Origin of the sequence: Streptomyces sp. XD-27 (genome assembly GCF_030553055.1) — a bacterium.
Lineage (GTDB): Bacteria > Actinomycetota > Actinomycetes > Streptomycetales > Streptomycetaceae > Streptomyces.
The window spans coordinates 2983841-2997158 of the sequence record NZ_CP130713.1 but is presented as its reverse complement, the minus strand read 5'-3'; the positions used below and the strand labels follow the sequence as shown (position 1 = coordinate 2997158).

Here is a 13318-nt window from a genome sequence, read left to right as displayed (position 1 = left end):
CTGCTCCGTGAGGTGGCCCAGCGGGTCCCAAGTGTCGGAGAGGAGCCGCAGGTGGACTACTCAAGGGCCGCTGACTGGACCCTGGCCGCGGAGACTGGCGAAGGGGCACCGCAGACTCTTAATGGGTTTAGTCAAGCTACCTGGACCTCTTCGGCTGCCCTTTCGCGGGGTTGTACTCCCTCTCGTAGAGCCGGCCGTCGCGGAGCATGGCCCACAGGATGGAGACTCGCTGGCGGGCGACCGCGATCACGGCCTTCTTGTGGCGGCCTTTGTCGTGTGTGTAGCCCTTGTACTTGCGTAGGTACATCTCGTTCTCCCACGTCCCCACGGTTCCGCACGCGATCTGACTCGACAGGAAGAATGCCCGCTGGAGGGGGCGACTGTACTGGGTCGGGCGCAGACGGTTTCCCGTGTTCGATCCGGAGTCACGAGAGACAGGGGCCATCCCTGACGCGACAGCGAGCCGCCCAGCGGTCGGGAACCGTGAGATGTCGCCGATCGCCGCGAGAAGTTCGGCCGCGAGAACTCCGCCGAAGCCGGGCATGGAAAGGACAATGGGCGCCTGGGGGTGCTGGGAGAGAAGTTCCTTGACCTTCTTCTCCAGCTCCTTCAGTCGGCTGTTCATCTCCGTGATTTTTTGGGCGAGTTCGGCCACCAGCTCGGCCGCCAGGTCTTCTTCACTGGCCGCTGACTCCTGGGCCTTGGCGGCTGTTACGGCCTTCTCTGCGATGGCTGCTGCCTTCCTTACGCCACGCTTGGCGAGCCAGGCAGTCAACCTGCTCTCGCCCATGCGCCGGATGGCCGCCGGCGTCTGGTATCCGGACAGCAGGACCAGCGGCCCTGCGGACTGGGCGAAGTCAAAGGACCGTTCCAGCCCCGGGAAGATGCTGGTGAGCAGGGCTCTCATGCGGTTGATGGTCCTGGTGCGTTCGGTTGAGAGGCCGTTGCGGTGGGCCAGGATGAGCGTGAGTTCCTTGGTGAGCCTGGGGGGCGCCGGCACAGGGACTGTCTGCCGTCGGAGGCAGCGGGCGAACTCGGCAATGATGTAGGAGTCCTTCAGGTCGGTCTTGCCCTGGCCACTGAAGCTTTTCTTGAAGGCCGCGAACTTCGAGCCGGTGACGTACCGCGGGTTCTGACCATGGTTAGCCAGGACGCCCAAGAGCAGAGATGCCGGACCGTCAATGAGATCGAGAGCCCAGGTCACGTGGTCCGACATGCCCATGGCCTCACCGAATGCGGCCAGGATGTCGGACTCGGAATTGATTACCTTGCGGTTCCACAGAGGGTCGCCGTCGCTGTCGACCACCGTGATCCAGTGGTGTCCCTTTCCTACATCGATCCCGGCCCACACCTGTGGTGGCCGCTGCGTCATCTCGTCTCTCCAGGTCGATCACGGACGGGGAGCGCCAGGCCACCCCAGAGCAAGTCCGTACGAGCGATCGAATCGCAGCTCTTAATCAGTTAGCGAGGGTGACCTGAAGGCCGGCCGACGCAGTCTCCGGGAGCCCCTTGACGGGCAGGCGATCTAAAGTCGCATCCAGCCTTCCAGGCTGTAGATATAACGATCATCAGACAGCAGGGACACCCACCGGCAAGTCCGTACAAGCGATCGAGTCGCCACTCTTAATGAGCAGTCATGGGGCGCCCCGGAAGGCCGGCCGACGAAGTCAGTTGGAGCCCCTTGATGGGCAGGCCTACAGGAGTCGCATCCGGCCTTCCTGGCTGGACGCGGAGTTTACAGCCCGACCGGGTGCCCACCTGCACGCCCGTACTGTAGCGATCCTGATCGCAGCTCTTAATTAGCAGCGAGGGCGAGCGGCGGCCCCGGTATCCGGGGCCGCCGCTCATGCCCGATCGAGCCTGCTTGAAGGGTACGGGCGATCTACGGCCTCGACCCGTCGGTCCTGTCCCGCCTGGACCACCGCCCGGTCCGCTCCCCCTCTCCGTTCGGTGACCTCGTCGTCCGTGTTGAGGCGCTGTTTCGCCACTCGGCGGCCGAACGGGTCACACAGGTAGCGCCACTGTGTGCCGTCCGGGGTCGTCACCTGGTGGAGGCGGTCCTCGGCGTCAATCTCTTCACACGAGGCTCTGCCAACCGACCCGCGACGCGGCGAGTCAAAAGGCGGACCGAATTAATACCATTCTCCAATGGAGAGCGAGATGCTGCCGACCCTCAAATTCACCCTACGGCCATTCATGGAGTCCCCAAGAGTTCCATGATCCGTTCGCGAATGCGGTCGACTGCATTGGTAAGCCCTCTCTCGTCCGCACCGGCTTCGCGTGTGCGTTCGACTTGCCATTCCATGAAGATTGGGGCGAACCAGATCAGTCTGACGAAATCCTGATGAAAGGCTTCACCTTCATCGATTTCAATCGAATTGAGAAGCGACAGGTAGTCCTCGGCCAGCGATTGTGAGAAATTTCCGGCCCTCAGGAGGCCAAGGAAGCCGGACTCGTCGTCCCAGGCTAGATCTAGGGCTTCCAGTACTTCCGGACTCGAATGCTTCATTCCCAATATCCTATAATGATACGCCTTCTGTTCCCCTGGAATCTTTTCTAGGTTGATGGTGGCGACCCCATTTCCCTCATTGTACTTACCGAAGGTGATCTCGGGAAGCTTGGTTGTCGATATCCGTGGGCTTTGTCTCTTTTTGGCAACGTGCGACAGTGGGGTTACTTCGACTGCATCAGGATTACGTGCAGTCAACCCCAACGCCGGATCTTTCCCCGGCGCGAGTGCCCGGTAAACGATCCCAGGTGCTGCCTCTTCGGGACAGTCTGGCGCCAGACCAAGGAAGTCGGTCCAAGTCAGGGGATTGTGGGCATAGGTTGCTGGGTTGGGTGCCGGTTCGAGTCCTAAAGCCTGTCTCGTAACTCGCGGTCGGGTGCGGCGTTGAGCTAGTCGTGCAGGTTGTCACGGCTCAACGACGTGAGCTCATAGAGGTGTTCACCGGGCTCCGCCCGCGTCAGTTCCAGCGTCTGGTGCGGGCTGTCCACCGCAACGGTGGCCGGGCTCTGGACCCGGACCGGCCGGGCCGCCCGTGGGCACTGCCCCTGGAGGACCGGGTCCTGCTCGTGGCGATGTACTGCCGTACGAACCTCACCATGCGCCAGCTCGCCCCGCTCTTCGGGATCTCCCCCGCGGCCGTCGGCCGGATGATCGGCCGGCACGGGCCCCTGCTGGCCCTGGCCCCGGGCAAGCACAAGCCCGGACGGCACCACATCCTCATCGTGGACGGCACACTGGTGCCCACGAGAGACCGGACGGTGTCGGCCTCGTCGAAGAACTACCGGTACTCGGCGAACCTCCAGGTCCTGATCAAAGCGGACACCCGGGTGGTGCTGGCCGTCGGCCGCCCGCTGCCCGGCAACCGCAACGACTGCACCGCCTTCGCCGAGTCCGGCATCAAGGGGGCATGCGGCACCGCGACCGTCCTCGCCGACGGCGGCTACCAGGGCACCGGCGTCCTGATGCCCCACCGTCGCCAGGCCGGGCAGGACCGGCTGCCCGACTGGAAGGAACAGCACAACACCTCCCACCGGCGGGTACGCGCCCGCGTCGAGCACGCCTTCGCCCGCATGAAGAACTGGAAGATCCTGCGCGACTGCCGCCTGAAAGGCGACGGCGTCTGGTGGGCCACCAGCGGCGTCGCCCACATGCACAACCTCGCCCTCAGCCACTGATCACAGCGTCACGAGACAAACTTTTGCGGGTCCGCTGAGAGGTAGCGGGCTGATTCTGGATCGTAGTAGCGCTGGACGTTGTAGTGCAGGCCCGTTTCTGGGTCGAAGTATTGGCCGGGGAAGCGCAGTGGGGTGTACGCCGTGCTGTTTGATGCCCACGTCGTGGTGCCCCACAGGGTGCTGCGGGTGCGCCATGCGATGTCGCCCGTTTCGTCGGCCAGTTCTGTGGGGGCGCCCACCAGGTCCGTGACGATGGCGAAGAAGCGGGTGTCGATCTCGCGTTGCGTCGTGGCGTCGGTGATGCGTTCCGTTTGGGAGATCGGGCGGAGGCCGGCGTGGTCCCAGGTCAGCGTCAATCCCGGAGCGGTGGTGGTCTCCTCCACCAATGTGGGGCCGTCCCAGGTGAAGGTGATCTCTTCGCCCACCTTCTCGTCCGCGTCCAGGCGCTGCTTCGCCACGCGGCGGCCGAACGGGTCGTACAGGTAGCGCCACCTCGTGCCGTCCGGGGTGGTCACCTGGCGGAGGCGGTCCTCGGCGTCCCATTCGTAGCGCCAGGGGCCGAATCTGGGGGGGCGATGCTGTCTTACCGGGGCTTCGCTTATGCGTAGCCGATCACCAACTTCCTCCTGTGGAGTTCCTATCATTCGTGGGATCAAACGAAGTGAGAGTGTTCTGCGGTCGCAGATGTTCGCTCCCTGTGCCAGTTAGCGTGACCCTGCCGGAATGGACAGTGTCGAGTTGCTCGACCTGCTTGCCATACCACTCGATTCGCGTGAGCGTCAACGGAACGGATCGACCATCTGCGCCCTGTGATTCTTTAACGTGGAAGTTCATGCCGACGGTGGCGGTTCCCTCGATGCATCGCACGACGCAGACCGCCGTCCACTCGGTGGCTGCGGCCTCAAGGGACACGATGCGCAGGACTACGGGATCAGGCACGCCTGTGGGCCTCCTCGGCGGGGACATCGAAGTATGCCGCCCAGTCCTCCCGGATCGGAATTTCAGGAGTGCTGGGTGGACAACGATCCGCGCCCGGTCGGGGTGTGGGCCATCGACCACGCACGGGCCGATCCAACGCACTGCCAGTTCCTTATGACGACACATAAGCACTGGCGTGTCGACCCCAACCCAACTGGGCGGGGAGGCTGCCCCGGGCCGTGGAGCGGAGGGGTAACGGCGGCGTTCTCCGCCTCCGCTCCTGACCAGCCGCAGGGATGCGGGGAGGGGCATGTGCGGCCACGTGCGTCGTCCCTGTGGTTGAGGACCATCAGGCATTTTGCGGCCGAGCTGGGTCAGTGCGCGGGACTGGCTTTCGTTGTTGCGATGTCCGCCGCCTGCGGATTCGCGATCTGGGTAATCCTTGCCACGAGCTGACCGGACTCCTGCTCGGCTGGTCCTATCCCTGGTGAGGTGGACCAGCCGAAGCTGACTGTATTGCCTCGAGATCGCGCCGACCAGGACACTGGCTCCACAACTCTTCAAATTCGGTGCGCGAGATAACGAACGCCGAGAAGTCCGGCTGAGCCTTAACGTCCTCGATTGAGTTGACAAGGATTTTTCCGAGTCCGGCCGGGATTCGCGTGCACTGCACGTCGCAGGTCACCGTGCGCCGACCCAAGCAGTAAGGCGATCGATGATCGGAATTATCCGATCAGGATTCACCAGGGTGAAGTGAAGTGGCTTGATCTCGCCGGTCTCCAGGTCTGCTAGCTCTAGCTCTACTTCTCCTCCGCGCCAAAGAGAAATCCGCCCCCATCGCAGGTCTCGGGAGAAATCAACCCACATGATGGGGTCGTTGCCAGCGCTCTCGGGATTTTCTCCCGCTGATACGTCGACTTGCTGGCTGTTGAGGGCCGGTCGGCGGCGGATGATCAGCTGGCGAAGGGCGGCTTCGTTGCTGTCTTCGGTCACTTTGTCTGGAGCCATTCTATATTCAATGCGTCAGGAACCGGTGGCACGGGTCTGCCGATCTTGGCGAGTCTTTCGGCTAGTGAGTGATTCGGGCTTCGGATTTGAGCCCACCCCGGTTCACCTCCGGGACTCAAAGAACTCCTGGGGACATCGAATTCGACGTACCGATTCCAGGCGCAGTCTGTCGATAGTATGCGGCAGGATCTGCTGGGTGCGCAACGTAGGTTGATCCTCCATTTCCTTCCTGTACTTTTCCTGTGGATACCATTGCCTCATGTTCGGCCGGTGACATCCATCGTCCCACACGCGTCAGATCGTCGTGTGTTGTTGTAGGTCCGTCGTCATCGCAGTCGGGCGCAAGGCCGAGAGAGTCAGTCCATGTGTGCGGATTGTCGACGTATGTCGCCGGGTTGCGGGCAGGCATGAAGCCAAGAGGGTCCGCCGAGATATAGCGAGCCGTCTTCGGGTCGTAATAGCGCTGGACGTTGTAGTGCAGGCCCGATTCCGGGTCGAAGTGCTGGCCCGGGAAGCGGAGCGGAGTGTAGGCCGTGCTGTCCCTCGTCCACGTCGTGGTGCCCCACAGGGTGCTGCGGGTGCGCCATGCGATGTCGCCCGTCTCGTCGATCAGCTCCGTCGGAGTGCCCACCAGGTCTGTGACGATGGCGAAGAAGCGAGTGTTGATCTCGCGTTGGGTCGTGGCATCAGTGATGCGTTCTGTTTGGGATATCGGGCGCAAGCCTGCGTGGTCCCAGGTCAGCGTGACAGGGTTCGGCAATCCCGGAGTGGTGGTGGTTTCCTCCACCGAAGTCGGGCCATCCCAGGTGAAGGTGTTCTCTTCGGTGACTTCGTCATCCGCGCCTTAGGGGGAAACGAGCGCTTATTTGCTACTGCCCTCAGAGGTCTTGTGCTACTTGTGGCTGAAGTCCTTTTGCTGCAACGAGGATCGGTGCCATGCGCTAGCGAGACCGGCATGTATGGAATCTCTTGCCGTAGGTCGACATCAGTGGCCATCGAGTTCGCGCGATGCCGCCTTGGAATATGTATCAGATTCCTATTCGAAGGCGCGTCGTGTTACTCGAAACCTTTATGTGAAACCCGAGCGGCACTCAAGCCAGATTGAGCGAGGAATTCCGACAATATATCGGACGGGTTTTTGCGTCCGATTGCCGTCAGGATATAGCCGGGGCTAGGTGCATTGTGTACCTCCCTCACCAGTGCGGTCAACGTTCCGCTTCTGAGCGCGAAGGCGAATGTTAGCCACTCTCCGAGGTCATCTCGCGTCACGTCGGGACGACCCCACAGTGACTGGACAATCTCCGTGGTCACCTCTAGCTGCGCAATGTACCGCTGTGGTGACCCTTGGAAGCTGGATGATTCAATCCGGCGCATGTTACCTCGTTTCCGTGACGAAGACAGGGATAGAGGCGAAATCCTCGCCGCCGCTCCTGACTCTATTCACGCCTGCTTCGCTTCCTAGCTCCCATGCTACGTAGCCAGGAGGCGTGTTTCTTGCCGGCTTCGGCTCGACTGATGTGTAAAATTCGAAACTTCCAGGTGGTGCACTGCTCGGAATGGGTCCGTTGTGGGCCTGGACCATCTCGTCTCCTCCCCAGCGAGAGGCCCGACCCCACAGTTCTCCGGATTGAAGGACCTGCTGGGTAACCTCAGGGGTTTGAGTGGGTGACCCTAGTCTGTGGTACGGGCCGTAAAGGTGGCTGACGCTGTCGATGCCCGGGTTTGGCGGTTCCAGCATGCGTGGCGGTTGGGAGTTCGGTGTTCCTGGCGTTGGGGATGGCGAGTCCTCGCGGCTGAAGAGAGACTTAAGCCGGCCGATGAGCGATCGCTTGCACGGTGCCAGGCCGAGCGGATCTGCCCAGGTGTGGGGATTAGGGACGTAGGTCGCCGGGTTAGGGGCCGGGGTGAGGCCAAGCGGATCCGCTGAGAGGTAGCGGGCTGATTCTGGATCGTAGTAGCGCTGTACGTTGTAGTGCAGGCCCGTTTCTGGGTCGAAGTATTGGCCGGGGAAACGGAGGGGGGTGTACGCCGTGCTGTTCGATGCCCACGTCGTGGTGCCCCACAGGGTGCTGCGGGTGCGCCAGGCGATGTCGCCCGTCTCGGCTACGAGTTCCGTCGGGGTGCCCACCAGGTCCGTGACGATCGCGAAGAAGCGGGCGTCGATCTCGCGTTGCGTCGTGGCGTCGGTGATGCGCTCTGACTGGGTTATCGGGCGCAGGCCCGCGTGGTCCCACGTCAGCGTCACCGGGTTCGGCAATCCCGGAGCGGTGGTGGTCTCCTCCACCAGGGTGGGGCCGTCCCAGGTGAAGGTGACCTCCTCGGTCACCTCGTCGTCCGCGTCCAGGCGCTGCTTCGCCACTCGGCGGCCGAAGGGGTCGTATAGATAGCGCCACCGGGTGCCGTCCGGGGTGGTCACCTGGCGGAGGCGGTCCTCGGCGTCCCATTCGTAGCGCCAGGTGTCCGGTTTCTTCGACAGGCGTGTCTTCTGGCGGAGCATGAGGCGGCCCGCGGCGTCGTGTTCGTAGCGGTAGCTGCCCGCGCGGGTGAGGCGGGTGCCGGTGTAGGCGCGGGTGCCCGTCGCGTCCTGGGACGGGTGGTCGGCGGGCCAAGCTGCCTGGGTCTGGTTGCCTGCCTCGTCGTAGGCGTAGGTCTCCGTCCAGCCTGCTGCGTGGACCGCCGTGACCCGTCCCGCCGTGTCCAGGTCGAAAGTGCGGGGGCCGTTCAGGTGGTCGGCCATCCCGGTGAGGTGGCCGTCCTCGCGGTACGTGTATGCCCGGTGCTGGATCCTGGCCTCGGACGCACCGGTCAGTTCTTGTGCTGTGAGGCGGCCCAGCGGGTCCCAGGTGTTCGTCAGGGTCAGGGTGTCGCCTACGCGGCGAATCGTTTCGCGGCCCGTCGCGTCGTGGTCAGAGGCCAGGGTGTGGCCCTGCGCCGTCAGCGTCGTGCGGTTGCCCGCCGCGTCGTACGCGTACGTGCTGATCGCGCCGGTCGGCGTCACGCGGCGCGTGCGGCGGCCCAGCGCGTCGTACGTGTGCGTGAGGACTCGGCCCGCGACCATCTCGGCCTTCACCCGGCCCAAGCGGTCGCGTTGGTACACCACCTCCGCGTCCGGCCCCGACGCCGACATCAGGCGGCCCGCCGCGTCGTACGCGAAGGTGGTGACCCTGCCGTCGGCGTCCTTGCTGACCGTGCGGCCCGCCGCGTCCCGCTCGTACGTGACCGTCTGGCCCAGGGGGTTGGTTCGGGTCGCCAGGCGGCCCGCAACGTCGTACGTGTACGCCACCCTGCGGTCGTCGAAATCCTTCTCCGCCAGAAGGCGGCTGGCCGCGTCGTATTCGTACCGCCACGTCAGGCCCTGCGGGTTGGCGACCTCTGTCAGGCGCAGCGACGCGTCGTGGGTGAACTCGTACCGCACGCCGTCCGGGCCCGTGCGGGCCGCCATCAGGTCGAAGTGCGTGTATTCGTAACGTGTGACGCCGCCGATCGCGTCCGTGTGCGTGACGCAGTTGCCCTCGCCGTCGTACGTCCACCGCTCCTGCGAGCCGTCCGGCGCTGTGCGGCTGGTCAGCTTGGACTCCACCGACCACGTCAGGCGCGTCGTCGCGCCCGTCGGGTCCACGATCGTCGTCGGGCGGCCGAAGCCGTCCCGGTGGTACGTGGTCGTCCCGCCCAGCGGGTCCGTGATCTCGACCGGCAGGCCCGCCTTGTTGCAGCGGACTCGGGTCGTCGCGCCCAGCGCGTCGGTGACGGCGGCCAAGTGGCCCATCTCGTCGTACGCATGGTGGGTGGTGTGGCCCGCCGGGTCCGTCGCCGACGTGCGGCGGCCCGCCTCGTCGTACGTCTGGTACCAGGTGGCGCCGTCCGGGCCGGTCAGCGCCACCGGGAGGCCGAGCTCGTTGTACTCGGCAGTGGAGCGGCTGCCGGCAGGGCTGGTGATCGCCGTGAGGTGACCGGCCTCGTCGTATTCGTAGCCGGTGGTCTGCCCCAGGGCGTCGGTGCGGGACACGACCCGGTCGAAGCGGTCGTACTCGGTGCGGATGGTGTTGCCTAGTGGGTCCGTTTCGGCGACGACCTTGCATCGCTCATTGACCACATAGCGGCTGACCGCGCCTTCTGTGGTCGTGACCGTCGTGACGCGGTGCCCGGGGTGCTCCGCCGCCCCGTTGTAGTCGAACCGCAGCGCGACGTGGCCCGCCTCGCCGCCCTGGGCGATGCACCGGTCCAGGTTGTCGTAGACGTAGTCGTAGCGTGAGCCGTTGGTGTCGATCCAGGCGATGACGCGGCGCTCGTCGTCGTACTCGAAACTCATCGGCAAGCCGCTGGAGTTGACGACCTCCGTGAGGCTTCCGTCGGTGTAGCCGTAACGGACCAGCTCTTGGTCTGTCCCGTCAGCACCGGCGCCCGCCAGGTGGAGAGCGGTGATCCGGCGGTCCGCCGTCGTGAGCTTCAGCGTGTATCCGCCGCTGTGGACAACGGCGGTCGGCGCACCCACGGAGTCGTACTCGAAGGTGATCCGGTGGCCGCCACGGTCGGATATCTGCTCCAGGCGCGCCTCTCCGTCACCGCCGTTCTCCTCCCCTCGCGGGCCCGTGAAGTGGCGCACCCGCCCGGTCTCCGGCTCGGTCAGGGTGTAGTCGCCGTGTGCGTCCCGTTCCAATGGCCACCGTGGGCCCGCCTCGGGGAGGGTGGGCACCCCGGGGGCCGGGTGGGGGTACGCCAGGATCAGGCCGTCCTCGCTGATGAAGATGACACCTTCGGCGTCGATCTCCAGCCGCTGGTCCACCGTGCTCGTCCAGGAAGGGCCGAACCAGCGGCCCACTGCGAAGCCGGACTCTGTCTGACGTTTGAACTCCAGCGGCAGTGCCCCAGGAAGCGTCACATCCGTCTGGGGCAGGAACATCTTCCCGGTGGCCACGTCGACCGGGTCGCCGCACTCCTTCCGGCTCTGGGGCGGTTCCGTGTTCTCGTTGGGGCGTTCACTATGGGACTTGCGGCCCGGCCCCTTTGCCCCCGGCAGATGCCGCGCCGCCTTGCCCGCGTTCACCCCCGCCTTCACGCCGCCCAGCCCCTTCGCCCCGAAGATCTCGGGGATCGCCCGGCCGAACCCCTCGCTCGGGTCCTTGGCGAAGGCGTGGGCCAGGTTCTTGGCGGTGCCGACCGGGTCGCTGGCCGCCGTGTACAGGCCGGCCGCGGTGTTGTTCAGGCTGGTCGCGTACTCGGCCGGGTGCGTGAGGTTGTACGGGTCGGTCGGGTTCACGCTCCGGGCGAAGCCGATCACACCGGCCGTGCCCTTGATGATGCCGCCGGCGAAGTGCTCCGCGTCCAGGGCGATGCCATGCTTGCGGTCTTCGGTCCGCTCGTGCAGTGACGGCTTGGGCGGCGCCGCGTCGTGGGCTTCCTTGATCTTCTTACGGGCCTCCGCCGCGGCGGTGTTGCGCTGCGTGCGGGCCCCGTCCAGCTTGTCCTGGGCCGCCTCGGCCTTGGCCTTGCCGGGGTCCTTGAACGGGCCTGGCTTCTCGCCGGGGTCCTCGCCCTTTTTCACGGCCTCGTTGTAGGCATCGATCTTGGCGTTGTGCGCCTTGACGGCCGCCGCGGATTCCTTCAGGGCCTTGTTGTACGCCTCGAGGGCCTGCTGGGCCTGCCCCTGCGCCCACTTCACGGTCTTGGCGAACGACTCCAGCGCCTTGGCGGCCTTCTCGCAGGCGTCGGCGGCCTTGTACCACGCCTTGGGCTTGACCGAGACCTCCTCCCGGAAGGCATTCGCGGTCTTGCCCTTCCAGTGTTCCGAGTCCAGGCCCTTAAGGCCGTCGCCCACCTTGTCGAAGGCCTTTTGGAAGTCCCTCAGATGGCGGGCCGTGGAGTTGATCTTCGAGACGCTGCCGTAGACCAGCTTCTTGGGGTCCTCGGTCTGGCCCAGCTCCAGCTCGGAGACGTCCGCGCCGAGGTAGTTGGCCGCCGACCTGGACTTGTCGCGGACCCAGTCGGCGGCGCCGTCCGCACCGACCTTCTCCAGGCCGTCGGCGACCTTGTCGCCGACGTATTCGGTCGCTTCGCCGGTCTTCTCAGCCGCGTACTCGGCCCCTTCTTCGACCTTCTCGACACCGTACTCGATGCCGTCCTCGATGCCGTTCTTGACGGAACTGGCGCCGTCCTTGATGTCATCAAGGAGACCCATCAGTGCTCACCCCCCGAGTGCTGCTGCAGATCCGCGGGGAGGCTCAGCTTCGTCTTGTGGCCGGCCTGGTCGGCGGTGGTCTTCCAGGTCTCCTTGATGTCCGACCCGGCCTTCTTGAAGGACTCCGCGCTGTAGTCGGGCTTGTAGGTGTCGGCCGAGAACAGTTCCTCCACGGACTTGTTCGCGACTTCCTCCTCGCTGAGGTGCGGGTTGCCCGCCACCGCGTTGGCCGCCACCTTGAAGGTGGTCGCGCGGTACTTCTCCTCCTCCCAGTGCTCTCCGGCTGCCAGGTCCAGCCTCTCCGCCAGATCGTTGGCGTCCTGGACCAACCCGCGTACGCCCCATTCCCACAGCTCGACGAAGCTCTCGAAGTCCTTGGCGAGTCCGTTGTGGCCGGCCTCCATCGAGGTGAGCGACAGCTCCTCGAATCCAGCTCCCATGACCGCGTCGGTCTCCGAGCCGATCTCCCTGAGCTCGCCGATCGCGCCCTTGATTCCCTGGGTCAGCTTCTTCAGGTACGCCGGGTCGATCGCCAGATCCGCGTTGCCCTTGCCGCCGCTCATCGCGTGCCCTCCCCCTGGCTATCCACGTCCACATCCGCGTCCATGGCGGCGTCCACGTCCACCGCGACCGCGTCCGGCACGATCCCCCGCACCGGCGGGAACAGCATCGAGCCGTCCTGATCCGCCACGTTCACCGCGACCCCCGTCGGGCCGTCCACCGCCGGGATCACCTCGTCCAGCAGCCGTGCGCCCAGGAGGCTCAGGTACGGCAGGCCGTCGTCGCCGACGTTGTCGGCGGTGGTTCCTCGGCCCTCGGCGAAACGCACCAGCGCCGGTTCGTCGGTGAAGGCGTAGATCCAGCGGATCCCCCCGCGGGCCGCCGTCATCAAGCCGCCGTCGTCCAGGGCCGGCACCAGCACCGCCGTACGCCGGAACTCCCCGATCAGTGCGGCCGGGTCGCCGTCCCCCGCCCGTATCGCCGCTATCTCTTCCGACAGTCCCACGTCGGCTCCCGCCCCTCACCGCCCTGTTGATCGCTCAGACGATATGACAAATGGTCTTGGTTCCCCGGCGAGGGGTGACCTCGGGTTTCGGGGGCTGTGCCGGGCGGCTGCCCGCGGCCGCCGCAGTGTTCCTGCCCCGAGTCAGAAGCCGTCCGCCGTGCCGTCGATGGCCGGGCTGCAGTCCTCGGGGAGGCTGGCCACGACCAGTGCGAAAGCCTCCTCAAGGGTGTCAACATCACCGAGGGTGCCCTTGCCGCCCGGGCCGCGGACCCAGTAGCCGCCTTCGACCTTGCGGTACACGTAGCCCCCGACGGGGGCGGCATCCGGTCCGGTGCCGCGGCGAAAGAACAGGACGCCGTGGCTGACTCCGGGGTACAACTCCCGCAGCCGCGGCTGTGCGTACGCGGCACGGACCATGGCCGGGTCGACCAGGTCCCCTCCCTCCTCAAGGAGGCTCTGCCATTGGGCGGCCACGATTTCTGCTTCGTTCTGGAAATTCTCCTGGCCCGTCATGGGGCACCATCACC

General features: G+C 65.3%; 10 protein-coding genes and 2 pseudogenes. 1 reads left to right on the top strand and 11 read right to left on the bottom strand.

The genetic code is table 11. The annotated features are described in order from the left end of the window. Positions 1-136 precede the first annotated feature (136 nt). From Q3Y56_RS12630 to Q3Y56_RS12625, 3 genes are all read right to left on the bottom strand, one after another. Entirely contained in the window at positions 137-1372 is a 1236-nt protein-coding gene (locus Q3Y56_RS12630; RefSeq protein ID WP_304462036.1) for an IS110 family transposase, read from the bottom strand. Between the two features lie 472 nt (positions 1373-1844). Beyond that, complete coding sequence (locus Q3Y56_RS33495) at positions 1845-2072, bottom strand: RHS repeat domain-containing protein (protein ID WP_369696855.1); 228 nt, start codon at positions 2070-2072, stop codon at positions 1845-1847. Positions 2073-2194: 122 nt separating this feature from the next. Beyond that, a complete protein-coding gene (locus tag Q3Y56_RS12625) occupies positions 2195-2707 on the bottom strand; it encodes a hypothetical protein (protein WP_304462035.1) in 513 nt (170 codons plus the stop codon). A 197-nt stretch (positions 2708-2904) separates the two neighbouring features. Here Q3Y56_RS12625 and Q3Y56_RS12620 point away from each other — a divergent pair, with 197 nt between their 5' ends. Then, positions 2905-3684, top strand: a complete 780-nt coding sequence (locus Q3Y56_RS12620; protein WP_304461596.1) for a transposase — start codon at positions 2905-2907, stop codon at positions 3682-3684. Between the two features lie 26 nt (positions 3685-3710). Here Q3Y56_RS12620 and Q3Y56_RS12615 read toward each other — a convergent pair. The 8 genes and pseudogenes from Q3Y56_RS12615 to Q3Y56_RS12585 all read right to left on the bottom strand — a co-directional run. Beyond that, positions 3711-4238: pseudogene (locus tag Q3Y56_RS12615) on the bottom strand (RHS repeat-associated core domain-containing protein); the annotation flags it as partial. 842 nt (positions 4239-5080) lie between these two features. After that, positions 5081-5275 carry a hypothetical protein gene (locus Q3Y56_RS33490; RefSeq protein ID WP_369696739.1) on the bottom strand — a complete coding sequence of 65 codons (195 nt, stop codon included), beginning with the start codon at positions 5273-5275 and terminating at the stop codon, positions 5081-5083. An 8-nt stretch (positions 5276-5283) separates the two neighbouring features. Further along, positions 5284-5595 (bottom strand): hypothetical protein, encoded by a 312-nt coding sequence (locus Q3Y56_RS12610; RefSeq protein WP_304462034.1) that lies wholly within the window; start codon positions 5593-5595, stop codon positions 5284-5286. Positions 5596-5944: 349 nt separating this feature from the next. Further along, positions 5945-6439 (bottom strand): annotated as a pseudogene (locus Q3Y56_RS12605) (RHS repeat-associated core domain-containing protein); the annotation flags it as partial. 546 nt (positions 6440-6985) lie between these two features. Then, entirely contained in the window at positions 6986-11785 is a 4800-nt protein-coding gene (locus Q3Y56_RS12600; RefSeq protein ID WP_304462033.1) for a putative T7SS-secreted protein, read from the bottom strand. After that, positions 11785-12348 (bottom strand): hypothetical protein, encoded by a 564-nt coding sequence (locus Q3Y56_RS12595; RefSeq protein WP_304462032.1) that lies wholly within the window; start codon positions 12346-12348, stop codon positions 11785-11787. The genes Q3Y56_RS12600 and Q3Y56_RS12595 overlap by 1 nt, the downstream gene beginning before the upstream one ends. Next, on the bottom strand, positions 12345-12791 hold the full coding sequence (locus Q3Y56_RS12590; protein ID WP_304462031.1) for a hypothetical protein: 447 nt from the start codon (positions 12789-12791) through the stop codon (positions 12345-12347). Before Q3Y56_RS12590 ends, Q3Y56_RS12595 begins: the two co-directional genes overlap by 4 nt. Positions 12792-12932: 141 nt before the next feature. Further along, positions 12933-13304, bottom strand: a complete 372-nt coding sequence (locus tag Q3Y56_RS12585; RefSeq protein ID WP_304462030.1) for a DUF6193 family natural product biosynthesis protein — start codon at positions 13302-13304, stop codon at positions 12933-12935. Positions 13305-13318: the final 14 nt, after the last annotated feature.

Bases quoted from the DNA above. Each gene is read 5' to 3' on its own strand.
- Q3Y56_RS12595 (WP_304462032.1), bottom strand. From the start codon at position 12,348: ATGAGCGGCGGCAAGGGCAACGCGGATCTGGCGATCGACCCGGCGTAC.
- Q3Y56_RS12600 (WP_304462033.1), bottom strand. From the start codon at position 11,785: ATGGGTCTCCTTGATGACATCAAGGACGGCGCCAGTTCCGTCAAGAAC.
- Q3Y56_RS12585 (WP_304462030.1), bottom strand. From the start codon at position 13,304: ATGACGGGCCAGGAGAATTTCCAGAACGAAGCAGAAATCGTGGCCGCC.
- Q3Y56_RS12630 (WP_304462036.1), bottom strand. From the start codon at position 1,372: ATGACGCAGCGGCCACCACAGGTGTGGGCCGGGATCGATGTAGGAAAG.